The sequence below is a fragment of the Sphingobium sp. KCTC 72723 genome, assembly GCF_014280435.1.
Taxonomy (GTDB): domain Bacteria; phylum Pseudomonadota; class Alphaproteobacteria; order Sphingomonadales; family Sphingomonadaceae; genus Sphingobium.
This window is the reverse complement of sequence record NZ_CP060388.1, coordinates 1,482,395-1,506,304: the sequence shown is the minus strand read 5'-3', so window position 1 is coordinate 1,506,304 and position 23,910 is coordinate 1,482,395. Positions and strand designations below refer to the sequence as shown.

Sequence of the window (23,910 nt, the reverse complement as noted above, 5' to 3'; positions counted from 1 at the left end):
GCCGCCAAATATTCGCTATTTGTAGTTGTTTCTAAGGTCATCGATTACATCCTTTCGCAGCGTCACACGCTGACCGTGTTGGGTAGTCCATCGATTTCGAGATAGGCAGAATGGAGCGTCACAGTGGGCGCGGCTGACCATTGCAATTCGACAAGGCACGGCCCCGCCTCGCAGGCCTTTCGTCCGCCCACATGCTGACTGACTTGAAGGCTGTTTCCCTGGGCCGACCACAACAGCGCACCGTCGATGTAGAGACGCACGCCCCATTGCGCAGGCCCGCTGGGGAAGCCGAGCAAGACATCCCCGCCCGCGCGCACTACACCGGCTACCGGCAACTCCACGGTCTTGGAAAGGATTGTTTGCCAAGGCATCAGGGAATCTCCCCGCCGCCAGGCCCACCGCCACCGCCAGTGCCTCCGCCGACACCACCGGGGCCGGTGTCGCCACTGTCCCAGCCCGGCCCGGCGAGTGGCCCATTCATGTAAACATAGGCAGGAACAATCAACGCGTTGGCGACGAAGTTTTCAGCGGTGACGACGCCCAGCGCCAGGACGCTGCCACCCAGCTTGATGATGCTGCCTTCATGGCCGTCCGCGACCAGCTCAAGAAAGACAGTATTGCCAGCGGTCGCAGCGATTCTGACCCGCGCAGTGAGCTTGCCCTCCACGTCGGCAAGCACTTCGCGGGTATCTTCAACCTTCGCCTCAATAGAATCTGGATCACCCTCTTCACCGATGCGGGCGATGACGTTGTCGGTTCTCTCCGCCTGCGCGCCCAGCGGCGTCACATAAGCCGTCGACGCGGAAGCAATTTGCGCCTCGATGCTGCCCGCAGCGCCCGGCACGCCGAGGCGAGCGTTGACAGAGTCGATGCGCTCAGCCTGGGCAAGGAGCGGGTCAGCATAGACGGTTGCCGCCGCCTCGATCCTGGCTTCGATCGAGTCCGCCGCGCCGGGCGCACCGATGCGCGCGCTGATCGTGTCGATGCGACCGGCCTGGGCCTGCAGGTCGGCAAAGTAGGTCGTGGCGGCTTCTTCGATCTTGGCCTCGATCGACCCTGGCGCATCTTCTTCGCCGATCCGAGAAACTATAGTGTCGATACGGCCAGACTGCGCGCTGACCGCATCAGCGCGCGCGATTTCCTCGTCGCGGATATCTGCAGTGTTCCGCCCGATCGAGGCGGTCATCTGGTTGATGCGCGATACGATCGCCAAATCGGCCGTGGCGCGCAGCAGCTCGATAGACAGGATCGACGCTTCGGCCGCGCCCATGCGGACCAGCACGGCTGACACGCGCTGCGCAACCGCATCGACATCTGCATTGACTTTGACCGTCACTTCTTCGCGCGCGGCGGCGATTGCGCTCGCCAGGTCGCGTCCGGTCTTGTCGCCGCTTAGCAGGCTGCGCAGCGCGCTTTCGGCTGCGTCGGCTGCATTTTCCCCCACACCGCGCACCGCGCTGATCGTTTGGCTCAGGCCAGCAGAAATCAACGCATCACTGTCGACCAGAGTGATGATGCTCTGGTTGAAGTTGGCCAGATCGCCGCCAATCGCTGCACTCAGGTCAAAAACCTGTTTCGACACAGCCCGATCGCCATCGACGCGCGCTTGTGTTTCTGTCAGCGCGGATGCTTCCACGGTGCCGACCTTCACAACCAGCTGCTGACGCGCGCGCGTCTCTGCGCTCAGATCGTCGTTAATCTTGGCCGTCAGCTCATTACGACCCTGCGCGATTGCGTCTAACTGGCCACGGCGGGCTGCGTCTCCGACCAGAAGGGTGCGCAATATCCGCTCATTCGTATCGCCGATATCCGTCGGCAAGCGGCGGGATACGCTGACAACCTGAGTAAGGGAGGCTGTGTCGCCGATCGCTTGCAGAACCTGCTCGGAACTGGAGACGCGCTCGCCCAGCGCGCTAAAATCGCTGCTATCGACTTTGAGTACAATCTGACCTTCAAGCGCGTCGATATCGATTTCGGCCTCGGTCAGGCGCGCGCCCTGCTCATCGACGGTTAGCGCGCTGGCCCTCTGCGTAATCGATGCTTCTGCACCGCTTATCCGCTGTTCAGCCCCATGGATGCGCAGCTCCAGCCCCTCATAGGCCGGATACTGAGATGGATCGAGGACCGCTTCTGCAATCTTGCCGTCAACATAGCTAACGCTCGCTTTTTGCGTGATCTCGCCGCGCACTGCGTCCAGGCGGATTTCTGCTTCGCTGACCCGCTCCGCGGTCTGATCGATTGCGGAGATTTTAACGATGCCCGTTGCTGGATCGACGTAGATCCCGGCATCCCGGAACGTCTCGCGGGTCTTGCTCGCTTCGGAAAGCGCCTGCGTGACAGCCGCGCTGAGGCTATCGATGGCATTATCGAGGCGGCGACGCTGGGCATCTGATGCCGCGCCGATATCGGCGAGGGCGATCTTGCCCAATTCAACTTCGAGGGCAAGGTCGCCAAAAGGCCGATAGACGAGGCCGCCATCCGTGCGAAGGGCCAGCATATCGTTGCGCAGCAGACCGGGCGGCGCCGGGATGCCGGGTATCTCGGGGATGCGGATATCGACGCCTATGGTGCCGCCCACCGTCGCCCCCGGTTCTGCGGGCTTGAGCGCTTCGACGGGCGTTCCATCTTCATAGGTGATGTTGCCGGCGGTGATATCGCCTGACAGTCGAAACCAGTTGATGTTCGCATCATCTGGTGCCGAACCGGTCAGCGGCGTCACCCCGACAAACAACCATTGTGACCCGTTTGCCAACGTTACGATGTCACCTTCGCGGTAGCTTTCCGCATTGTCATAGGGGCCGCGCGGGTTCAGCGGTGCGGTGAAGGCAATGTCGGATAGCGCATGGACCTGCCATGTCGTGGCTGCACCCTGGGCGATTTTCCAATAGGGCGCGGCAATGGCGATCTGGCCGATGCTGGCGACAGGCGGCAGCGCGCTGCCATCGGCAGCCATAGTCAGGGAGGCTGCGCCAATCCCGACTGGGGCGACCCGCAGAACGCCCAACCAATCGACATAAGCAACCGCATTCACGCTGGCGGCGATGCGCTGGATCAGATCGCGGGCCGTCGTCTGATCCGTAATCATGATCGACAGCGGCCATGGACGGGCGATGTTCAGCGCCGCAACATCCCCGGCAGCAAACCGGCCCGCGCCGCCCGCGATCGTGGCGATCCGCGCGATGATATCGCCGGGCAGGCGGCTCCAACCGCCCTGTGCGTCGCCGCGAACATGGAACGACAACAGCCCTTCCGACGGCGCACCAAGGCGAACATAGCCACCTCCCAGACAGGTCGCCCACCGGCCTGCGGCAATGTCGGCCGCCTTCAGCGATGCGAAGTTGCTGGCGTCACCAGTGGCCGCGCCGAACCGATTGAGCCGCTCAAACGCAGTTTCAACCGCCTGCATGGGACCATAGGCAGAAATCTGATAAATATTGTCGATCGCGTCGATCAGTGTGGCTGGGGCAAAGCGCGGCGCACCCAGCGCAAGCGGTTTGACCTGCCCCTGCATCGCAGCCGGACCTTCTGCACCGCCCGTGCCTGCGTAGGTCGCCAGCAAAGGCTGATCCAGCCAGCTGTCATCGACCGCGATGGACAGGCGCGCAAGGCCGTCCTTGATGGCAGGCTGCTCTTTTACCCGTCCGTCGAATACGAGAGCGAAGGCATCGAATCCCATGCCCAGCGTGCCGCGCCAGATACGCACGCGCGTGTCATGGAGCGCCAGCGCCGGCAACGCAGGCAGCGCGTCGATGGAAAGGGTCAGGTCACCCGATGGCGACGATATGCTGCCCGCGTCGAAACTGCCGTCAAACAGGTCGCGGCGAAGCGTTGGCAGCTGGGCAATGGCAGGCCACCAGACTTCGCCGTCCACATGGCAGAGCCTTTCATCATCATGGCTGGCAAAGCGCAGCGGCGTGGCCCTTGCGCCTGCCCACGCATCAATCTGGACCAAGGTTGCGATCATGCGTGCAGACTCACCAGATTGGCGCGCCATTCAAACGCGCCGGGCTTGGCCCAGACAGTGCCGACATCGCCCACGAAGGGGCCGAACCAGATGCGGTTCTGCCGCTCTGCATGAGCATCGGGATCGATGATCAGCGCGACAGGCTCACTGATCCCGACTTCCTCGATCAGTGGATGGACGATCGCCTCCACTTCGTCACGATGCACGCTGCCGAACGCGATGCCGACAGAGCGCAGCTTGACCCCGCGCCGCCTCAACAGGACGCCGCGCACTGAGAAATCCACGCTGCCCAGGTCGCGCACGCCAAAGGCCGCACCAAACTGAAAATTGCGGTGCAGCCGGATCGCCCGCCCGATCACTACCCGCGCTACCACTGCCGCTGCGCCACTCAGCCCGCCGATCGTCACCCGCCAGTAACGCGCAGCGGGTGGGCCGCCGCTGGCAGGGGCCAGCCATAGCGACCGCCCCCGGCCCGTGACGGGCATCGCCGATCCAGCCAGGAACGGACCATCGCCGCTGTCCCAGAAGGCACCGGCGAAGGACGGCCCTTGCGCTGCCGTCGCCGCCTGCACGCGCAACGTCCAACCCGCCTGCGCACCAGTGCAGCCCAGCAGCAGCATAGCGTCGGCGGCCTGATCGCTGCCCAAGTCAATCAGTAGCGTCTGCGATCCGCCGCCAGCCGCGCTCTGCCACGTCACCCCCATATGGTCGTTCCCGACATAGGCCGGATCATGACCGACCGCAGTGGAACTGGCAGTGACAGCCGTCAGCGCGATCGGCTTGACGATGATCGCGTTGCTCACCCGAAATACTCCACTTTGCTTTCGTCCTGCTCCATGTCGATTTCAATGCGGGCAGCGATCATCAGAGCGTCCAACCCTTGCTCTGTGTCGATCACGCGGTGCGTGGGGACAGCGCCGTCCGTAATGTCGATGACGCCACCGGCCACCACTTCGAACCGCCGCCGAACCGCGCCCAGCAAACTGGCACGCTGCGCCAGCGCGGTCTGCGCATCGGTCAGGCTATCGAAGAACCCTTCAGCAGCATCCTTGCTATTGTCGCGCGCGGACGGGAACCGGGCCTTGATCGTCGCATCTTCGACGGACGCGATGCTGCGCGCCCGCAATGATGCGGCAATGTCACTGGGAAGGGCGGCCATCAGACGAAGTTTCGGCTCGTGCCTATGAAGGCGCTGCCACTTGCCGCATCATTCGCGGCCAGCTGCGCCAGCAAGGCATTTGTCTGCGCAAGCAGGGCAACCATGTTCGACGTGTCAGCCGCCGTCGATGCTGCTGACTTTGCCGTCGCCTCGATAAACGGATCGGCGCTGGTGCGGATCGGTGCGGCATTATCAATCGTGCTGATCGCGCGACCCGTGGCGTCCTGAATTTCCGAGAAAGCGTCGAAATATTTGGCCGTCGACCCATAAAGCTGCCGCTCAATGTCGAGGAAGGTTTGCGCGGCCGCCAGATATTTTTCCTGATTGACCGTTTCGCCGCGATTGATCTGGCCCAGATACGGGTCGAGAACGGTGCGCGCTTCGCGCTCCTGATCGCGCAGGGACAGCGGCGACGAGCTTCCTGCCTTCATGCCCGACAGGAAATCCTTGAGCGCCTGGGCGGCTGCGGGCGTGTTCTCCCGCGCATCGGCAAGCTCCAGATTATATAAGCGCTGCGCCTCGGCCATCTGCTCAGCAGACGCACCGCCCTCATTGAGGGCGTCGACGATCTTCTCGAACCGCTTGTTGACCTCGGCCTCCGCAAAGCCAATCGGATCAAGCATCCGCTGCAGATCCTTGGGAATGGACTCGATCAGCACGGCCTTGCTGATTGCCTTTTCAAGGTCCTGCCCGGATTTCAGGATATTGACGCTGGCCTGGCTAATGCCGGTAATCACCGAACCCTCGATCGACTTCTGGACGGCAAAGGCGACAGCTTCTTCTGCGCCCTCTTTGCCAAAATCCGTGACGTCTGAATATTTGCCTTTCAGCTTGCCCGTGCGCCCGGTTGTCGACACGCGCCATGCATCCTTATAGGTGCCGATCGTGACGTTGCGTGCGCCACTGATTTCCGCACCCAGCGCCTCGGCAATATTTTCGATCCCGCCAATGACGTTGTCCGCCGCGCCGCCGGCCGCCGCCTTTTGCTGCGACCCCCGGCCGCTGGTGACATTCGACGACAGTTCGCCATACTGGTTCATGCTGATGGCGGCAGTCCCGTATTTTGCCTTTTTCAGCATCCCACCGATCAAACCGCCAGCCACGCCGCCGATGATACTGCCCAATGGACCGCCCAGTGAGCCAAGGCTGCTGGAAATGGCGCTGAGGCCTTTGCCAACCACGCCGCCCAGCAATTCCTTTCCTGCAATGCCACCCAAGCTGCCACCAAGGCTGCTGGTTTTGGCACCCGTCAGTCCTGCCAATGACGAACCCGTTCCACCCAGTGCTGCGCCCTGCAGAATGTCGCCGAATTTGCGTCCAATGGCGTCGGGGATGTCGATCCCAAAGGATTTCAGACGTGTGGTGATCGACTGGCCGAATATATTGAAGGCGTCCGTAGCGCTCAATAATGCTTTGGTGTTGTCATTGGCAGCGGCGGCCTGCTCCCGCGCCGTGACGACGACAGGCGCGTTTGGGTCGATCTTTACGCCCGATGCTTCATCTTCATCTGCGCGAAGCTCAGCCTGAAAGTATTCGCTTTTGAACAATTCCGTCATACCGCCATGAAGGGCAGATGACGATCCGTTTGTTGTCACACCCGCACCAGCGACAGCCCCGCGCGCCTTTGAGACGGCATCCCCCAACAACTTGATCTCGTCGCCAGCGGTGCGCGCCTGTTCTGCAAGGAAGATATTGCCTTCCTTCACGGCAGCCCGACCAGTGATCCGATCTTCAATCTCACGGTCGAGACCGCCGAAAATCCCTTCGGATATGATCCGTGCCTGCAGCGACTTGAAGCTGCCCAGCAGGTTCTTGCCGAAATCCTTGACGGATCCACCACTCAGCAACTGCTCGGTCGCGGATTGCACTTCACCGATTGCCTGCACATAAAGGCCGACCTGGCGGCGCTGATCCTCCAGCGCACGCGCGCGGGCCTCTTCCGCCTTCGTGATTTCCAGCACCTTGGCGAGCTGCTGCTCATTGAGCGGACCCATCTGGCGCTCCAGCGCCAGAACCTGTTGGAGGGCATCCGCCTCGGCAAAATGACCCTGGATAATCAGCGCGTCGATCTGCTCACGCTCACGGGCGCGATCGACGAGGTCGCGGCATGGACGATCAAGGCTTTCGCGGACGACGATCTTGGCCTGCTCGGCGGACTTGATCGTTTCGGCAAAATTTGGCGGTTTACGGCGACCCAGATCATCAATGATGTCGTCAAGATCGCGGATCGCCTTTTCGGCCTGCTGGACTCGCGACGGGTCCAGCCCGAACCGCGATGTAATGTCAGTGATACGGTCTGCGGCGTCGCGGCCATATTCGCCGAGTGCAGCTGCTGCCTTGCTGCCATCCTTGGGCTTGCGCTTGGGACCGTCCCGGCGCAGCGCTGCTACCAGCGACTTGTCATCCAGGCTTTTATCAATCAGGTCCGCCATCTGACGCTTGGCATCCTTTGCCGTTGCATCAACGATGGCCTGTTGAAATTCGGTAGCCGTCACCTTGGTGTCAGTGAAATCCTGCGTCTCCGAAAGGCGCAGCGCATCCTCCGCTGACATTTTCCCCGACCGGACATTGCCAACGATATTCTGCAGATTGGACACGTTGCGCCGACCCAGCGGGCTGCCATCGCGCGCACCCCGGAATGCGCCCATGACGCCCGCCACGCCACCGTCCAGGCCCAACGCACCGGTTACGCTGCCCCGCGCCTTACTCCACGCCGACTGCGATCCGGACTTGTCGAACGTCTCACGCGAAGATTGCTCTTGCTGTAAGGCCTCCCGTCGGAGGTTGATGGCAGAGAGGCGCGCATTGACGATAAGCAGATCGTTCTGCTTTTCCAACTTGCCGGACGTGAGATCGAACATCTGGCCAAGGACGCCCTGCGCCTGACTGAGGCCATCGGCCCCCGCCTGCGCAAGCTCCAGAGACTTGTTGCCTTCATCCATCCGCTCATAGAACACGCCCGCGACGATCGCGGCCGTGGTAAAGGCGGCCACCCATGGGTTCGTCAGAAAACGTCCCAGTGCGCCAGCCTTGCCAGTCATGTCGGACAGCGCGCCGCCAACTTGCCCGATCTGCTGGCCGAAGATGACAAACAGGCTGCCGCCGCTCGCTACGGACGCGCCTACGTCCGAAACCTGATAGCCCAGGTTGCGCATCGCCAGCTGATTGTTGCGGGACGCGCTATCAAGGCGACCCTGATTCTGCACCAACTGGCGCGTGGACGTGCTGGTTTGGTTCAGTTCTGCCTGCAGGCGGTCGAGTGCGACAGCCTGATTGTTGAGGTTGCGCGCATTTTGCTCGGCCTCAATCGCTGCCGCCGACGCCGCCTGCACATAGATCCGCGTTTCCTGCGTCGTATCACCGGTAGCGGTAGCAGCCTGCCGTGCAGCGGTCGCGATTTCGCGTAGCGCCTGTGCTTCATTCTGGGCGGCAGCAGCCGCCGCCTTCACAGATGCGCTATCGAGATTCAGCGCACCCGTGCTGGTGCGCGGCATGTCGAGCGCACGCTTGGCCATGTTCTGCACTTCGGCAAAGCTGCTGTCGAAGCTGGCCTTCACCCTGCTAGCAGCATCCGACGCCCGCTTTTCCATCTCGCCGAATGCGCGCGCATTTTCGGACGAGAATGCCTCCGCGTTAAGCGCCAGGCGGGCAACGATGTCTGACGATCGGCTTGCCATCCTCTACCCTCCTGATTGCAGTCGTTTGGAAACCTCAGCCGCAAGCCTTCCTGCGGCAGCATTGATCGTGGGCTGCAACGCCACCCTATTGGCGAACTGGACGCTGGGCATTAGGACGAAGATCGGCGTCGTCGTCGCACCGCGCGTAAAACCGCGCCGCTCATCAGCCTGTGTCCGCTTGCGCGTTATGGGACGAAAGGTGCCGGTCCTGCCATTGAGCGTGCCTTCATCAGCGACCAGCAACGAGGCGCGGCCTGGACGGTAAACGAAGCGCAGCCGAATGCCGGTGCGCCGCTCCCATTCCCCCGGCGTCAAATTGCGGCTCCCGCCACGCGAACCGGCGGCGGGCAAGGGGATGGCGAGATAGAAGCCATCCTTTCCCACGATCCGCCCTGGCTGCGTGAAGAACGCGAAGGCCCCCTTCGTGCGACCGCCGCCATTGATATAGACCGTCCCGGCAGGGTTGCGCGCGGGGCCGCGATCGGGAAACACGTCGGACTTGAGCGCCCGCCACAGCTTACCCCGCACAGCGCCGCGCACCAGCGCTTCGAGATCCTGCTCCAGATTGCGGGTGGTTGATCGGATGGCGTCCGCCCCGGCCGTAAGTACCCGCCGCACACCCTCATCACGCGCGCGGCGAAGCGAAGCAGTGTCGATTTCAAAGCCGCTTTGCCTAGCCATCCTTCACCTTTCCCAGACGGTCCAGCATCAACATGGCGTCGAACAATGCAGCGGGTTGGTCGCCGGCCGCGCCGCTACACGGAAGCGCGATGCCGCCGAATGGACCGGCGTACCGCTGGGTCATGAACCAGAGGTCGACAACGCCCCAGATCCATCCAGGTAGTTCGAGCCGGGGATTGTCGGACCATCGCTCGCCATCAATGATCCATCCTCCATCGATTTGTCGCTCGGCGAAGTCGAGGGGGCGGCGTCGGACGGCAAGGGCTGCTGAAAATCCCGGTCAGCGGCGGAACCATAGAGGAGGCCGTAGCCGAAATTGCCCGCGCCGATCATTTCCATGGGGTCGATCTGCGCGAGGACGGCTTCAGGGATGGCCTTGTCCTTGCCAAGGATGAACGTCGCATCGACATTGTGCCATCCGATGCAGAAGCGGCGGAATACCACGATGGGCGCGATTTCTTTCCGGCGTTCCTGCTGCGCCACAAGCTCGCGATACGCGGGCCAGTGCTGGGCCAGAACGGCCCGTGCCTGGATCAAAGTCTGACGATCTTCCTCGCCCAGCGTCTTGCCGCCAGCTTCGGCCTCCACCAGTTCCAGCAATGTATCGATCGCCGGATCATCCGCCAGAAGGACCTGAAGGCCGCTGCGAAAGGCAGCGACCATCTCGAACGGAAACACGCGCCCGGCGGCATGTTCGCCGGACAGTTCAGCCTCCATCTGGGCACGTTCGATAACCGACGCGGCGCGGAAAAAGTAGCGCGGTGCCTTGGGATCATCTTTGCGCCAGCTGGGCGTATAACCGTGGCCGGTGGTTGTGTCGGTGGGGATCATGGTCACCTCAGGAGAAAGTCAGAATACGGTCGCCATCGCGGCCGACGGCATCCTTGCCGGGGTTCAGAGCCTGCCAGCGCGTGGTTTCCGCGCGGAACGAGCCACGGTCGGTTGGATTGGCCTCGATCGGCTGCACCACCGGTCCCAGCAGTGACACGCGATTGCCTGCAACGGTGCCGAACTGCAGCGAAGCGGGATAGTTGGCGAAGGCAGCGATTTCGGCCAACGCATCGCGGACGGCCACCTGAGTGGACAATGGATCAGCCTCCAGTACGGTGCCGCGCCCGCCGATCTGGCCCGAAGCATAGCCTTGGGGGGTGTTTGGATCTTCGGGGCTTTCGATATTGCCGCCATTCGTCCACGACCAGCGGCTGATCGCCAGCCCGCGACGGTTGACCTGAAATGCAGGCACGACACCCGCGCCCTGCACGAGAAGCGGAGCGGAATGGCTGGCGATGACGGCGTTGGACGGCACGGATGCAGCCGTCTTGCCCATGTAGACGCCGGTGAAGGAAAATGCGCCAAAGCCAGGACGCGCGGTGTTGCCATCGAAATCGACAGTCCCCCGGCAGTCGATCCACTGCAGCAGGTTCCCATCTTCATACCAGTAGATGGTCGCAAGCGGATGGTCGGCGGCGCGCGCTGCGCCATCGGCAGGTGACGTGCCCGCGTAGGACCAGTTGGCAGGCATTGCGGCGGATGTGCTGGTGTCGAGGGCGGCTCCATATTTGTCACTAAGCTTTGCGACCTTGGACGCGGAATAATCAGTGATCAGCGGCACGCGCCCTGCGCCCGACCCACCCGACAGAATGAGTGGCATCCCGCGATAGGCCTGGGCAGTTGTGCTGTATCCCGTGCCGAGCGTGCCGCTGTCGATCGCGCCGGCGGTCAGTGCAGCTGCGGCGATGGCGGCGGTGAACAGACCGCGCATCCCGCAGGCTTGCAACGGCGCGTGGAGCGGTGGCTTGACGCTCAATGTATAGGTGACGCCAGCGCCAGCGCCTTTCAGTCGGCTGCGGAAGCCGATCGTGGCGGGCTGACCGATTACCATGGGCGCGGCGGCAACAAGCGATCCGCTGGCTTCATTCGAAGCCTCGGTCGTGAACGGGCTGTTATAGCTGATGCTCCCATCCTCGAAGGGGATAGCGTCGGTCGCTGCCGACGGAGATGCGGCGACGCCCTCCGCCGACTGGAGCGCAATCAGCAAGACGCCATTGCGCGGCCGGATAACCGGATCGGTCATGATAATGCTCCTTGAGTGTCAGGCGGGCAGCGCCGGGTTGCCGCGCTGGGTGAAAAATTCGATCGTGAAGTCCAGGCCAAAGCCAAGGCGGCTCTTGTTCGCCAACTCAGCGACAGCGACACGCATCCCAGCCTCGGAAATGGTCTGCGCCAGGCCGCCCAGTGGTGGATCGGGCAAGAGCGCGACGACCGTGTCGGCATAGAGGGCGCTGAGTTCGTCATGGACGTCGGAACCGGCGCTGCCCTCGACATAGCCCTCGATGGTGAGGGACAGGCGATGCAGGGTAAAGTCCGAGCCTTCTTCCGCCACTTCCTGCGCGCCGTCATAGATCGACAGCGCCGGGAATTGATCAGGATCGCCGCTTGGCAGGCGCTCAACCTCTCCGATTCCGTCGATGCCGTTCAGCCGCGCCTCGATTTCAGCGAAGATCGCGCCCCTGACCGTCATAGCTGAACCCCCAGCACCCATGCGCCAAGATCGTCGCGTTCGGTAATATCGTCGACCGTCCAGTCCTTGCCCGCATAGCCGCCGATCACGTTACCCTTGCGAGGGCGCTCCGGCAGGGCGGAATATGCAATTTCGAAGGTCAGGCTACGCAGTGTAGATCCGGGGCCTTGAAAGGAGGGCGCGGAAGTGTCGCTGGGGATAGCGCCGACGGTTTCGCCGCTCAGGCCAGCGCCCGTATAGGTGACTATCTCTTCATAGAGCGCACGGATCTGGGCCAGCGCCAGCGCCTCTTCCGCGCGCATGATTATTTACTCGTTTCGACAGAAATCGGCACATCGACAGGCGCTGTCGTCACTGGCGATTCTTCCTGTGCCGGTGCCTTTTCAGCGGCCGGTTTCGCGGCCTTGACCTTCGACCTGCTTGCCCGCTTTGCAGGCGCCTTTCCGAATGCCGCATCCGAACGGGCAGTGGTTGCTGCGACGGCCCGCTGGCTATTGATCAGTTCGTCAGCCCGCGTAGTGGTCAGATCGGTGTCAGTGATGTCTTCGGCACCGACAGTCAGTTCGGATCCGGCATCGCGCCACTTGCCATGACGATCGATCGTAGCTGAATGGAGAAGAATTTTGCGCATGGGTATCTCCTAAATGGCGGCGCTTTTGCGCCGCCATTATAAGGGCTAGGCGGGGGTGCCGTTGAGCTTAACGCGCCCAACGGTATCGGCCGAAGCGGCGGCTTGGACCGATACACCGACGTAGGTATTGCCAGCCGATGTCGTTGTGAGCCGTTTATTGGTATTGTCCCAATAAACCTTCGCGAATGCTGTCCACGCTTCACCAGGGGCTTTCGCGAGGTCCCATACGTCTTTGACACGCCCCTCGACGGAAGCGCCATTAGCGGCATCCGCAAGGGCAACGGCAAACTGTACGCCTACCAGAAAGCCGGCGCCGGACGCGACAGCGTAGGGCGCAGTGAACGTAAGGGTTTCCCCCGGCTGGACATAATTACGGGCCATCGTGACTTACTCCTTCGAGGCATAAGCCGCAGGCTTGTCGCCGCGCTTGGTCGGCGCGGCCCTGTCGGCATCGGTGGTGATGGATTCCGCAGGCGCTTCCGCATCCTGCTGGTCGGAAAAATCGTCCGAAACGTCGATGGCGCCGTCATTTTCGATGACGCGATCCGCCTCATCGTTGGTGACATGCAGGACACCCTCATGTGGGTGACGCAGTACGCCATTGACGTGAGCGGAGGTGATGAGCTTGATGAACTTCATGTATCGTCTCCTGGCATGGCCGGTGCGATCGGAACCGCACCGGCCATCGCTTCAATGTCCCCCGACGGTTACGCCCCCGGCTGCTTATAGGCAGACCGGTAGTTGACGGCGCCGACGCCGTAATCGTGCCGGACCTTCCACTCGACGCCATCGACACGCCAGCCGTCCTGGCTGTCGGTGAACGGCTCGGTGACGCCATTAAGGAACACGACCTCAATCGCCGGCGCGACGTTCGGATCGGCGAAGGCGTAATAGGCCGTACCATTGATCCGCTGCGTCGCGACGATGTCGCTGAACATGCCTTTCACGATGTTGGGCTTCTGGAGCTTGTTGACCGCGTCGGGATCATATTCGCTGCCGTTGACGGTCAACGCCGCGCCGCGCAGGCCGCGCGGCACGAGAAGAACGGTCGGCGTGATTTCGAGATATTCGTTGCCGCTGATGTCTTTCTGCGCACCCATCGCCGCGTCAATCGCATCGAACGACGCCATTGTCGGAGCCGCGCCGGCACCGGCAAGATTGCCGTGGTTGGCGTGGAACAGGGCCACGCCGTCGTTCATGAGCGGATTAGAATTGAGCAGCGCATAAACGTCGATCTCGATCGTCAGCTTGGCGGCGCGGCCGAGATCCACGGCAAGGCCCGAAAACACCTCCATGTCGTCATTGACGATCGCCTGACGCGACAGGTTGATGATGTTGCCCTTCGTGGTCGCGCGGATCTTTTCCTTCGCCAGATCGGGGATAGGCTTGTTTTTGAACTCACCCGACTCGTTGACATTGTCCAGCGCGCCGAAGCTGCCTCGTAGATAGCGGCTGTGATCGCGGAAGTCGGTTACCGTGCCGGTGCCGCAGAAACGCGACCAGGTGTCCGGCGTAATCGCATAGGCTGCCTGAAGGGTCCGATGGATCGCGTTTTCGAACAGTGTCGGGAAGTCGCTGGTCGTTTGCGTGATCACCGCGCCGCGCGTGGTCATAGCTTCGCGCACGATCGCGTCAGGGTCGCGCGATGCGATGTTGACGCCCATGTTCGACAGGGCTTCACGGGCCAAATCGACGTTGCGGACGCCGCGGAACTCGCCGGGATCAATTCGCAGGGTTTCGCCGCGCGCGGCGGCGGCCTGCTCGATCATGGGGGCGACGCCCGCCTTTACGAGGATCCAGTTCGTCGCGCCTTCGATGAACTTTTCGCGCTGGTCCGTGGTGACGCGCGCCGGGCTATTGTGGCCGATGTTGGCAGCGTCCCCCTGTTCGGCGAGCTTGTCGAGGATCTTTTCGCGCGCGACGGCCAGCGTCGTGTCGGAGTTGATCAGTTCGTCGATGAACGCCGCTTCCATGCCGTGCTTTGTACCCAGGGCGCGAATGCCAGCGACGCGCGAGCGCTCCGTGGCGACGGCATTCTGAACATCGACGGCGGTGAGCGCGGTGACCGAAGTATCGGTCGGCGTGGTTGCTGGCAACATGGCGAGTGCGCCGGTCGCGGGCAAGGCGTCCTTCGCGTCGAGAGCGATCGCGGAATTGCGGATCTTGTCGATCTCTTCCTGGGTGCCGCCATCCTTCTGGAACTTGGCAATCGCGGCAACCAGCGCCGCGCGGGTCTGATAAAGGTTCATGGGATTATCCTTGGTCTTAGGCGCGGGCGCCGTCGGGGTGGTGCCCGCCATCGCCATTGCGGAGATGAGCGGGCTATCGGGCACATGCTTGAACCCGAATGCTTTGACGTCGCAGGCCGAGGCGCTCGACGCCTCCGACACCGACGTGATGAAGTTCTGTTCAAGGGCCTGTTCGGACGTCAGCCAGGTTTCGGCGTCGAGCATCACGATCAGGTCGTCGGCAGAAATGCCGGTCTGACCTGAGTAGATGCGCACCAGCTGATCACGGATGATGTCGAGCTTGTCCGCGGCGGCCCGCAATTCCCGCGCGTCGCCAATCGCGACATCCCAGGGATTGTGGATCATCATCAGCGCATTGTCGGCCATGATGATTTCGTCACCGGCCATGGCGATCACAGAAGCCATCGAAGCTGCGAGGCCGTCGATGTGAACGGTGACCTTCCGGCCCGCCGCCTTCGCGCCGACAATGGCGTTAAAGATCGCAAGCCCCTCCATGACATAGCCGCCGGGGGAGTTGATCCGCACGACTATATCGCCGTCGCCGCCAGCTATCAGGGCGAAGATGGTTTTGGCGTCGAGGCCATCCCATTCGTCACCGACGATCCCATAGATCAGGATTTCGATCATTTACGTGTTCCTTCGCCAGTGGCGGGCTTGGGTTCGGTGGGGTTGCCGACGGCGGTGACGCGGCGGGGATCGCAGTCGAGGATGAGTTTGAGGTCATCAAGCCGCTTCGCGTCGTCTGCCATTTCTGCGAAGAATGTGTCGGGATCGTCGCCGTTCTCACGAATGACTTGACTCAGCGTTTTCTGACCCGACCGAACCGCGTCGCGATTGGCGGGAACCTCGCTGGCAGGATCCAGCATCTCCTGCTTTGGCGGCGTCCAACGCATTGAAACGCCGGAGATATCGTGCCCCTCCATCTCCGCTGCCTCAAGGAACCAACGTTCGACATTTGCGCAGAATTGCGGGATGAACATGAGCCACTGCCAAGTAGAGACAGCGCGATTGAAGGTGAGGCGGCCGAACCTGCCAGAGATAAAGCTGACCTGGGACAGGTCGCCGGTAAGCAGCTCATATGGCACGCCCAGGCCCGCCGCGATCGCGCGCTGGGACACTCGGGAATAGTCCATGTAGCCATCGACGCCCGGAGGGGAAGGGAATGTAATCTCTTCGCCCGGCCGCAGATATTGGATCGTGCCACTCTCCACGAAATCGAGCGGTTCCCGATCGGCGGGATCATCGCCGTCATCCGCGTCGTTCCCGATGCCCGGAAACTGGCCGTCGTCGTCGCCCTTAACATAGCCGGCAAATGCGGATGCGATTTTCTGCCGCGTCAGCTGCGCGTCTTCATAATCTCCGAAATCCTTCAGCCGCAGGATGACCGGGGCAAACCATGTTGCCCCATGCTCCTGTTCGGGCCGATCGGCTCGGAATATGTGGGCAACATCCCGATCTAGGACGTAGGTGGACGCGCTGTCGCTGGGCCGCGTCGAGCCCGGATGCGTGTTATACAGCCAATAACCTTCGCGACGTCCGACCGGGCTGAACTGGATGCCGTGAACGAAGTAACCGGCCGCCACCCCCGGCGTCGTTGCCATTGGGCCAATGCGCGAGCCGTCGATATAGTCTGGCTCAAGTAATTGCAGCTGCATGGGCAAGGGCAGCCGGTCGCTCTTCCGACGCCAGCGGCGGCGCAACAGGACGCCGCCGCTGACAACGATGGCCCGGGCAGCCTGCAATTGAATTCCATAGAGGTCGTGGCGCCCGCCTGCGTCGCAATTGGTGGTGTCGAAGTGCTTGCGGGCCAGGTCGTTCAGGGCAGCGTCGACCTTACCATTGCGGTAGACCTGAAACGTGATGCCCGTACCGACCATGTGTTCGGCTATCTTGTTGGCGCCCGACGTCGCCCATGGATTATTGCGGTCGAGATCACGGGCGATGCCGCGCAGTGCCATCTGGGTGGCGGGCGTTAGTTCGCCGTTGGCATCGAGCCGTGTGCGGCGCCAGCCGGCTGCGCGGCGTCCGACGGTGGCACCATCATATTGTGCGCGTTGGGCTGTGCGAATGCGTTGCCGGACAGGCTTCGCGACGTCGGCAGTCTCACCTGTCCTGCCCGTGCGCCCCAGTAGGCGGTCGATGAAGCGCTGCATTACAACCCGTTCCGATAGTAAGGCGTCCGACGGCGCAAAACGCCGCTTGCTGTCTGCGCCTGCATTTTGAGGGCCGCTTCGATCACGCGCTCTGCGGCGAGCAGTTGATCGAGAGACTGGTATTCTGTCTTGCGACCATCCGCGAAGGTGACCGAGCGAATGCCAGAGGCGATGGCCGAGCGAACGATTGCGAGATCGGACGTTGTCCAGGTCGTCATGCTACCGCCTCCTGCTCGTGTAAGGGTTCTCCCGGCGCTGCTTGGCGCGGCGCTCGGTTTTAGGTTTGCTGGGCAGTGTCGCGGCAGATTCTGCGGGCGATGCCGCTTCTGGATCTATGTCTGGAGCATCCTTCGGGACGGTGTTCTCGCCCATGGCCCGCGCCCACTGTTTCGGTTTCCACTGATCTATGCCCAAGCTCACGGACACCGCGCGGGCATAGATCGCATTATCAAGGGCTTCATTGCGATCTCTGACCTTGTGCCATTCGCGCCGTATGCCGCCGTTGCGCAGCTTCACAAACCGCAGCTCTTCGGCGACCAGCTGCTTGATCCACTCATCGCCAAGCCCGTCGGGCAGATAGATATAGCCGTCGGGGTAATCTTCGCCGTCGACAGGTTTATCCAGGCCAAGCTGGCCGTAGAGTTCCATTTTCAACATCGACGTGCCGATGTTCCACAGCCGGACGCCGCGTTTGAGCTTGCGTCCGTTGACCGTCACATCCTGCCAGCTGGGGCTGCCGATCGCCTGCTGGGCGGCGATGCTCTCACGCCCCTTCACCGCCATGGCAAATCCAGGGTGGCGGCGCGCCCACTGATAGACCTCCATGGTATTCTCGCCGTCGCCGGAATCGACTGCCACGCGCGCAAGTCGCATCCGGCGGCCATCTTCCGTTTCCCACGTCCGCGAAACTTCCTGATCGAGCTTAGCCCAGGTGCGCTTGTCCGCGATCGGCCCGAACACTTCGATACGTTCGACAAACGCCCGGCGCTTGCCAGGCCCGAAGGCCCAGATATCCATGTCGATGCGGCCACCGCCGCCCCGCTGGACGTCAGCCGCGCCGATCAAAAGTCCGGCCCAGTCCGGGGGCGTTCCCAGCCGCATCCCCTTCTCCCGACGGTCATAGAGGCGCTGCCATTCCGGCGCTTCACCGCGTTCGGCCCATGCCTCGCCCAGCACCTGATTTACAAAGGTGCGGAGCAGGTTCGGGTCCTTGCGAACCTCCATGAACTCGCGCGCTATTTCCAGCCACGCCGCGCCGGGATGCTGACTGTAAGCCGCCCAGATGTGAAAGGAGCGGTGGCGGGGGAACGCGCCGGGATTATGCGCCCGCCATTCGCCGTTTTCGTCCATCCAAGGCTTCTCAGCCTCGGCGATCTCGCATCCATTCTCGCACTGATACCAAGCGCGCGTCGGGTTTTCCTTCGGTGCCCATCGGATTCCGGTGCCCGTGCCGTCGCCAAAAACAAGCGTCTGCATATGACCGCAATCAGGGCAAGGGACGTAGCGATATTCCTGGCTGCCCTGCTCGAACATCATGTCGATGCGGCTGAAGCCCTTGACCTTGGGCGTGGAGCCAGCCGCACTGAACCGGCGCGGCGATGTCAGGTTGCGCTTATATGCCAGGCGGGCCGGGTCGCCTTCTTCCTTGGTGGCCCATGGGTAGCCGTCGCATTCCTCCAGAAACACGTCGTCAGATGTGACGCGCCGGAATTCCTTGGGGCTGTTCGCGCCCTTGATCTGTATCCAGCCGCCCTTGTAGCGCTTCGCCCGGATCTGGTTATCCGAATGGCGCGGCTTGAACTGGGCTACCTTGCGAACAACCGACCATTGCAAAACCGGATCGAGATCGTCTCGGCTGAACTTCTCAGCGTCATCGATTGTCGGCTGGTAGATGAGCGTTCGCGCCGGACGCTATGTATGGATATTTTTCAGTGGTTTAGCGTCTCATGCGACGCTCTTGCAACGTGCGCGATCTGCTGTTGCGCAACCGGCGCGCCCATGAGGAGCTTTTGAGCGAGGCTCTGCATGGCCTCCGCCGACTGCTGGCGGCCCTTCACGACGTGCGCATATGTTTTGAGCGTGATGGACACATTTGCATGTCCGACGATCGCAGCAACGTCGGTGATCGGCCAGCTATTTTCGATCATCCAGCTCACCGCGAAATGGCGCAGCGCGTGAAAATGCAGGTTGCTGCCGTTGCGATCCGCGATGCCCGCCCGTTTCAACAGCGGCACCCATTGCTGATCCCGAAAGTTGCCCGCCCACATGTTCTGGCCGTTCTTCGTGGCAAAAACGAGTCCGCGTGTACTGGCCGTGGGATAAGTCGCCAGCCATTCGGTGAGTTGAAGGGCTATATGATCGGGCAGAGGCACGGTTCGGTTGCCAGCCGCCGTTTTCGGCTCTTGTAGGTTGCCTAGCCCATCAATGGTATGCGCAACCCGGATCGTTTGCCGCTGAAGGTCAACGTTGGCGAGGGTGAGGCCGAATATCTCACCCCACCGCAAGCCGCAAAAGGCGGCGAGGTTCACGGCCAGCCGCGCCATCTGAAACGCTCGGTCATGCGCCCTGTATGGTCGATTGTTGGCGCATTGAATGACGGCCCGGACATCCTCCAAGGCGAATATCTCGATCTTCGCCTCTTTCGGCCGCCCGATCGCCTCCATCGCATCGAGGACCGGGTTTTCGCGCATCCATTTACGCCTGATCGCGAAACGAAACATGGCCTTGAGGAACCACAGGCGACGATGTGCGGTACGAGGATGTAGGTTGCTCGCCTTGATAAGATCGCGATACCACCGCTCAACGTCGAGGGGCTGAACGTCAATTAGCAGCTTGCCACCAAGGCCCGGCAAGATGGCGTTAGCAAATGCGTGCTGGTAGTTCTTGCCGGTGCTGGGGCGTAGCGCGCCGATCGACACCTTATGCTCTATCTCTTCGAGGAACAGCTTGGACGCGGCATCCACGGTCCGGCTGTCGGCGGCCGGAATATGGGTGCCGTTTTCGATCTCGGTTTCCACCTTCGTACGAAAGCGATCCGCATCCTTCTTTTTGTCGAAGGTCTTTTGCCGATAGGTGCCCTTCATGTCCCTGTAGCGGACAATCCAAGCCTCTTTGTCGACGCCCTTATAGGTCCAGCGGCGTTTAGAGACGTTGGCCATGGTCGGCTCCTTCCTTGCGTGCGCGGCGGCGGTCCCAGCCGGACATGCTGCCCAGCGCCGTCGCCCATAGGTTGAGGGAAGGCCGGCGCGCGTAGGGCGTCCGGCCGATCTGGAACAGCGGGACGCCGTTGCGGAGATAATGGTGGCGCAGCTGAGGCAGGCTCATGCCCAGATGCGCCGCGATGTCAGCCGTGCCCGCTATTACATCAGGCTCCCCCGCCAGCCGCGCCGCGATCGCGTCGGGGCGGCACTTGGCCGCCTCCGTCGCGTCGAAGTGCGCTATCGCTTCAGCCTTGCTGATGTAGATGGAGCGGCCTTCACGCCGGTGGGGCAGATACCCCTCCCGGACCATCATGCGGGTGTGCAGGAAGGGGAAGGCCAACCACGCGGCCAACCGATCGAGGCCATAGACCCGATCGTCGTCGCGCAGGTGCCAGGGTGCGAGGGTCGCCATATCAGCCGCCCTTCCGGTTCTGCATCGCCAGCCGCGTCTGTTCGGCAAAATGCTCGGCGAGGGCGGAGCGGAGCGCGCAGACGGTGCGGCCCTGTTTGAAGGTCGGCCAGCCGGAAATTGATATCTGATGCTTCACCTGGGCTACCGTCAGGCCGACAAAATCGGCTATGGCTTCAAGGCCATAAATCAGGTCGCTGTAATTGGCTGATGCATGGGCTGGAGCGAGTTTTATCGCCGGATCTGGGGCGTCATTCTCTCGCCGCCATGCGTCAACGTCGAACGGCTTGTATTGCGGCCGCAATAGTGTGGGTGTCGTCATGATCGTGATCCTCCATGGGAGGCCCCGCCCAGCCGATCCGGGCGGGGCGGTTGTGTCAGTGAGGGCGGGCCAGTGTCCCGTCTGTCATGGCGCGCTCTATGCAGAGGCGGGCCAGCAGCAGGCGCTGCTCGTTGACGGCTGCCCATTTGGCATGATTGCGCCGTCGGCTGGTGCCGTTGATCAGTCTCCGAATGAACGGGAACAGTTCGTGCGGCGCGATGTTGGCGGCAAACAGCGCCAGTTCATCGAAGGGGCGGGGGATGATCATACCCGCGTCGTCCATGTCCATGGAAGGCGGGAAGAACAGCGGGCGGCCGGTGCGGTCGATCGTTTGGGTCATGCCGCTGCCCTCCGGTCGAGGAAGCGGGCAAGGCTCCGGTGGGCGTAATCGCCATCGGCGAGGGCGCGCCCATCCGTTGCAAGGGCTGTATCCTCGGCGACGAAAGGAGCGAGGGCCACCATTTGCCCGATGAGGCTTTCGACCAGATCGCCAAGCTCGCGGTAGGCGAGGGCTGCGCCGATCGCGCCGGGGAGGTCAGCAGGGGCGAGGGTGCGGCCAGCCGCTTTGATCTTGAGGTCAAGCATGGCGCACCGCCTTTCCGCTCTCCATGCGGGTGAGGGCGGCCAGCACACGGACGCGGGTCTGCTCGCGCATGTTGCGCCGTCCGGTCATCAGGTCCGCGACAAGCGCCGGGTCGCCAACGGCATCCCGCCCGAATCGCGATGGTGTGATGCCAGCCGTGGCGCAGGATCGTTCGATCCGTGCGGCCAGGTCGCGGCCGTGTAGGAAATGGATTGCGGGGGCAGCACTTTGCCGCGCCCGATCATACCTAAAGTTGATCATGGTTTGCTCACTGGTTTTGGCCTCTTACAGCCGGTGTTCCGTGGGTTCCGCCACGGTGCCGGGAGGGTAAGAGCCTGCCAGTGAGACAGGTGGGACGATTTCCCCAGAGGGTATTGTATAGCGCCCCACTCCCGGACATAATGGTCCGGTCAGCAAAGGGCGCCAACCCCCGCTGTTCGTCTTCGGCGATCATTCCCGCTCCAACGGGTCGGATCGCCTATCACTGGTCCGAGCTCTTACACTCACCTTCTACAGTGAACGGAAAAACCCTGCCTTGCAAGCGGGGTTCTTTTCGTGCGCGCTCAATTCATCGCATTTTGTAGTTACGAATGTGATTGACCGCGCCGACATGTGTAGTTACATAATGGCCATGGACATCGAGTTTGACCCCGAGAAGAATGCTGCAAATCTCGCCAAACATGGCGTTTCATTGGCGCATGGGGTCAAGGTGTTCGAGGATGCTGCTCACCTGATCCTGTCATCGGCCCGAGCGGTTGACGGCGAGGATCGTCAAAAGGTGATCGGCGATGTTGAGGGCCGGTTATGGACGGCCGTTTACGTCATGCGAGGGCCAGTGGCCCGCTTCATTTCTGTGAGGAAAAGCAATGGCAAGGAAGCCGAATACTACAATAGCGATCCCGGCTGATCCCAGCGATCCCGACGATTTCGACGTTACCGAGAAAGCATTGCAGCATGGGCTGGCGGAGCGCCGCAAGCGCATGGGCCGCCCCCCGTCGGGTCCGGGCAAGGAGCAGGTGACGCTGCGGCTGGACGTGGACGTGCTGGCGAAGTTCCGGGCGACCGGGGCGGGGTGGCAGACGCGGGTCAATGATGCGCTGCGGAGGGCGCAGCCATGACCCTGCCTCCCCTCGATGAGGAATGCCCGGAATGCGGCGGCGAGGGCAAGGTGGGCGGCGTCAAGACGGCGACATTCATGCAGACGGCAGTTCAGTGCCCGCGCTGCCATGGATTGAAGCGTGCGCCGACGGAAGATGGCAAGGCCTTGCTGGCATTCCTCCGGTTGCACGGATCTGTGCGGTAGCGGCCAGGCAGGATTGCGCAATGGAGCGGGCTACATGATGAGGGATCAGCGTCGATGAGTGAATTTGATGATTTCGCAGACGAATTTGAGAGGCAGCGGCAGGAACGGCTAAATCAGGGGGTTGTCGAGAATCTCGACGAGTTATTCGATCAACACCATTTGGCAGTTATCGGTCGGTCGTTTTTGGAGATGAAGGTTCAGCCGATACTAGATGACGCTCGGCGCGCATATGAAGCGCGGGGTTTGCGGGTCGAGATTAAGGAAAGCTGGACCGAGTATCCGCTTATTCCGCCCATCCTCTCTTTTCAGATATTCGGGAACAAGGCGCGCGCTGATAACAGCGGGACATATGGGGTGGCAGGGCTGTGCGTCACGATAACGCACGATGGAAACGAGATCACGGTGGGTATGATGCCGGATGAAGGTGATGTGTTCGCTTCACGGCCTGAAGGATGCCACGACCTGCCAGCCGTCCGGGCGGCGCTGAAAGAGGCGCTGGTATCAGTCTACGGTTTCATCGATCGTCCAAAAGCCTAACCCTCGCCCAAAGGAAAGACATGATCCCGATCAAGAACTTGACCATGACCGATGTCATGCAGTCTGCGCCCGGCACCTGGCTGCTTTGTCCGACGCGCTATAAGGAAGCTCCGACGTTTCGGTGCGCGGTTGAGGGCAAGCCCTCAGTTATTACCTTGGGCGGCGAGGGACACCGGCGGTTCATGGTAATGGGCGCCACCAACGACGGCCCTTGGCTTGTCGCGGACGATGCAGCCGTGTCAGTGGACACCGGGATTGTTGCCAGCCCCTTCAAAGGCGACATTCCACCCGGATCGATCTGCATCGTCAACGGTGAGACCTGCCTATCGGCGCGCTACAATTATGAAGAAATCTATATCTCGCTTCGGACCGGCGAGCCAGTGACGCGAGACTTTGAGCGTTTCGCAGCCTTTCCGCAGTGGTCGTTGACGGTTGCAGGCATCGGCGATGACCGGGTCGAAATATTCAGCTCTGTGAAAGCGCCAGATGCAATGGAAGGCGCAGCACCAGCCGGCTGACCG

Annotated in this window: 29 protein-coding genes; 5 read left to right on the top strand and 24 right to left on the bottom strand. The window is 62.0% G+C overall.

Annotation, left to right across the window (positions count from 1 at the left end; all coding sequences use genetic code 11):
• Positions 1-62 precede the first annotated feature (62 nt).
• The 24 genes from SPBM01_RS07630 to SPBM01_RS07520 form a co-directional block, all read right to left on the bottom strand.
• Positions 63-371 (bottom strand): hypothetical protein, encoded by a 309-nt coding sequence (locus SPBM01_RS07630; protein WP_188064769.1) that lies wholly within the window; start codon positions 369-371, stop codon positions 63-65.
• Positions 371-3,964: a hypothetical protein gene (locus SPBM01_RS07625; protein WP_188064767.1), complete on the bottom strand. Its 3,594-nt coding sequence runs from the start codon at positions 3,962-3,964 to the stop codon at positions 371-373. Before SPBM01_RS07625 ends, SPBM01_RS07630 begins: the two co-directional genes overlap by 1 nt.
• Positions 3,961-4,767, bottom strand: coding sequence for a hypothetical protein (locus tag SPBM01_RS07620; protein WP_188064766.1), 807 nt, complete (start codon positions 4,765-4,767; stop codon positions 3,961-3,963). The genes SPBM01_RS07625 and SPBM01_RS07620 overlap by 4 nt, the downstream gene beginning before the upstream one ends.
• Positions 4,764-5,123, bottom strand: coding sequence for a hypothetical protein (locus tag SPBM01_RS07615; protein WP_188064764.1), 360 nt, complete (start codon positions 5,121-5,123; stop codon positions 4,764-4,766). Before SPBM01_RS07615 ends, SPBM01_RS07620 begins: the two co-directional genes overlap by 4 nt.
• Positions 5,123-8,800, bottom strand: coding sequence for a phage tail length tape measure family protein (locus SPBM01_RS07610; RefSeq protein ID WP_188064762.1), 3,678 nt, complete (start codon positions 8,798-8,800; stop codon positions 5,123-5,125). Before SPBM01_RS07610 ends, SPBM01_RS07615 begins: the two co-directional genes overlap by 1 nt.
• 3 nt (positions 8,801-8,803) lie before the next feature.
• A complete protein-coding gene (locus SPBM01_RS07605; RefSeq protein WP_188064760.1) occupies positions 8,804-9,481 on the bottom strand; it encodes a DUF6441 family protein in 678 nt (225 codons plus the stop codon).
• Positions 9,474-9,605, bottom strand: coding sequence for a hypothetical protein (locus SPBM01_RS21870; protein ID WP_262504355.1), 132 nt, complete (start codon positions 9,603-9,605; stop codon positions 9,474-9,476). Before SPBM01_RS21870 ends, SPBM01_RS07605 begins: the two co-directional genes overlap by 8 nt.
• Complete coding sequence (locus SPBM01_RS07600; protein WP_188064758.1) at positions 9,602-10,312, bottom strand: hypothetical protein; 711 nt, start codon at positions 10,310-10,312, stop codon at positions 9,602-9,604. Before SPBM01_RS07600 ends, SPBM01_RS21870 begins: the two co-directional genes overlap by 4 nt.
• 7 nt (positions 10,313-10,319) lie before the next feature.
• Positions 10,320-11,555, bottom strand: coding sequence for a hypothetical protein (locus tag SPBM01_RS07595; protein ID WP_188064756.1), 1,236 nt, complete (start codon positions 11,553-11,555; stop codon positions 10,320-10,322).
• Positions 11,556-11,573: 18 nt separating this feature from the next.
• A complete protein-coding gene (locus tag SPBM01_RS07590) occupies positions 11,574-12,002 on the bottom strand; it encodes a hypothetical protein (RefSeq protein ID WP_188064754.1) in 429 nt (142 codons plus the stop codon).
• A complete protein-coding gene (locus SPBM01_RS07585) occupies positions 11,999-12,304 on the bottom strand; it encodes a hypothetical protein (RefSeq protein WP_188064751.1) in 306 nt (101 codons plus the stop codon). The genes SPBM01_RS07590 and SPBM01_RS07585 overlap by 4 nt, the downstream gene beginning before the upstream one ends.
• A gap of 2 nt (positions 12,305-12,306) precedes the next feature.
• Positions 12,307-12,633 (bottom strand): hypothetical protein, encoded by a 327-nt coding sequence (locus tag SPBM01_RS07580; RefSeq protein ID WP_188064749.1) that lies wholly within the window; start codon positions 12,631-12,633, stop codon positions 12,307-12,309.
• Between the two features lie 45 nt (positions 12,634-12,678).
• The gene (locus tag SPBM01_RS07575) at positions 12,679-13,014 is read right to left on the bottom strand and encodes a DUF2190 family protein (protein ID WP_188064748.1); all 336 of its coding nucleotides are present in this window, start codon (positions 13,012-13,014) and stop codon (positions 12,679-12,681) included.
• Positions 13,015-13,020: 6 nt separating this feature from the next.
• Complete coding sequence (locus SPBM01_RS07570; protein WP_188064746.1) at positions 13,021-13,272, bottom strand: hypothetical protein; 252 nt, start codon at positions 13,270-13,272, stop codon at positions 13,021-13,023.
• Positions 13,273-13,340: 68 nt separating this feature from the next.
• Positions 13,341-15,509: a ClpP-like prohead protease/major capsid protein fusion protein gene (locus SPBM01_RS07565; RefSeq protein WP_188064744.1), complete on the bottom strand. Its 2,169-nt coding sequence runs from the start codon at positions 15,507-15,509 to the stop codon at positions 13,341-13,343.
• The gene (locus SPBM01_RS07560; RefSeq protein ID WP_188064742.1) at positions 15,506-17,035 is read right to left on the bottom strand and encodes a phage portal protein; all 1,530 of its coding nucleotides are present in this window, start codon (positions 17,033-17,035) and stop codon (positions 15,506-15,508) included. Before SPBM01_RS07560 ends, SPBM01_RS07565 begins: the two co-directional genes overlap by 4 nt.
• Complete coding sequence (locus SPBM01_RS07555; protein WP_188064740.1) at positions 17,035-17,253, bottom strand: phage head-tail joining protein; 219 nt, start codon at positions 17,251-17,253, stop codon at positions 17,035-17,037. The genes SPBM01_RS07560 and SPBM01_RS07555 overlap by 1 nt, the downstream gene beginning before the upstream one ends.
• 1 nt (position 17,254) lies before the next feature.
• Positions 17,255-18,913, bottom strand: a complete 1,659-nt coding sequence (locus SPBM01_RS07550) for a terminase gpA endonuclease subunit (protein WP_410483047.1) — start codon at positions 18,911-18,913, stop codon at positions 17,255-17,257.
• 50 nt (positions 18,914-18,963) lie between these two features.
• Positions 18,964-20,193, bottom strand: a complete 1,230-nt coding sequence (locus SPBM01_RS07545; RefSeq protein WP_188064738.1) for a tyrosine-type recombinase/integrase — start codon at positions 20,191-20,193, stop codon at positions 18,964-18,966.
• Positions 20,177-20,647: a hypothetical protein gene (locus SPBM01_RS07540; protein WP_188064736.1), complete on the bottom strand. Its 471-nt coding sequence runs from the start codon at positions 20,645-20,647 to the stop codon at positions 20,177-20,179. The genes SPBM01_RS07545 and SPBM01_RS07540 overlap by 17 nt, the downstream gene beginning before the upstream one ends.
• A 1-nt stretch (position 20,648) precedes the next feature.
• Positions 20,649-20,966 (bottom strand): hypothetical protein, encoded by a 318-nt coding sequence (locus SPBM01_RS07535; RefSeq protein WP_188064734.1) that lies wholly within the window; start codon positions 20,964-20,966, stop codon positions 20,649-20,651.
• A gap of 55 nt (positions 20,967-21,021) precedes the next feature.
• Positions 21,022-21,306, bottom strand: coding sequence for a hypothetical protein (locus SPBM01_RS07530; RefSeq protein WP_188064732.1), 285 nt, complete (start codon positions 21,304-21,306; stop codon positions 21,022-21,024).
• Complete coding sequence (locus SPBM01_RS07525) at positions 21,303-21,551, bottom strand: hypothetical protein (RefSeq protein WP_188064730.1); 249 nt, start codon at positions 21,549-21,551, stop codon at positions 21,303-21,305. Before SPBM01_RS07525 ends, SPBM01_RS07530 begins: the two co-directional genes overlap by 4 nt.
• Positions 21,544-21,810: a hypothetical protein gene (locus SPBM01_RS07520; RefSeq protein WP_262504353.1), complete on the bottom strand. Its 267-nt coding sequence runs from the start codon at positions 21,808-21,810 to the stop codon at positions 21,544-21,546. The genes SPBM01_RS07525 and SPBM01_RS07520 overlap by 8 nt, the downstream gene beginning before the upstream one ends.
• A gap of 364 nt (positions 21,811-22,174) precedes the next feature.
• On the opposite strand from SPBM01_RS07520, the gene SPBM01_RS07515 reads away from it, so the two are divergent.
• Genes SPBM01_RS07515 through SPBM01_RS07495 form a run of 5 tightly spaced genes read left to right on the top strand, consistent with a single transcriptional unit; the run spans position 22,175 to position 23,907 of the window.
• Entirely contained in the window at positions 22,175-22,456 is a 282-nt protein-coding gene (locus tag SPBM01_RS07515) for a BrnT family toxin (RefSeq protein ID WP_262504352.1), read from the top strand.
• On the top strand, positions 22,416-22,667 hold the full coding sequence (locus SPBM01_RS07510) for a BrnA antitoxin family protein (protein ID WP_188064726.1): 252 nt from the start codon (positions 22,416-22,418) through the stop codon (positions 22,665-22,667). The genes SPBM01_RS07515 and SPBM01_RS07510 overlap by 41 nt, the downstream gene beginning before the upstream one ends.
• Complete coding sequence (locus tag SPBM01_RS07505; protein WP_188064724.1) at positions 22,664-22,852, top strand: hypothetical protein; 189 nt, start codon at positions 22,664-22,666, stop codon at positions 22,850-22,852. Before SPBM01_RS07510 ends, SPBM01_RS07505 begins: the two co-directional genes overlap by 4 nt.
• 54 nt (positions 22,853-22,906) lie before the next feature.
• Positions 22,907-23,389 (top strand): hypothetical protein, encoded by a 483-nt coding sequence (locus SPBM01_RS07500; RefSeq protein WP_188064722.1) that lies wholly within the window; start codon positions 22,907-22,909, stop codon positions 23,387-23,389.
• A 20-nt stretch (positions 23,390-23,409) separates the two neighbouring features.
• Positions 23,410-23,907 (top strand): hypothetical protein, encoded by a 498-nt coding sequence (locus SPBM01_RS07495; RefSeq protein ID WP_188064720.1) that lies wholly within the window; start codon positions 23,410-23,412, stop codon positions 23,905-23,907.
• Positions 23,908-23,910 lie beyond the last annotated feature (3 nt).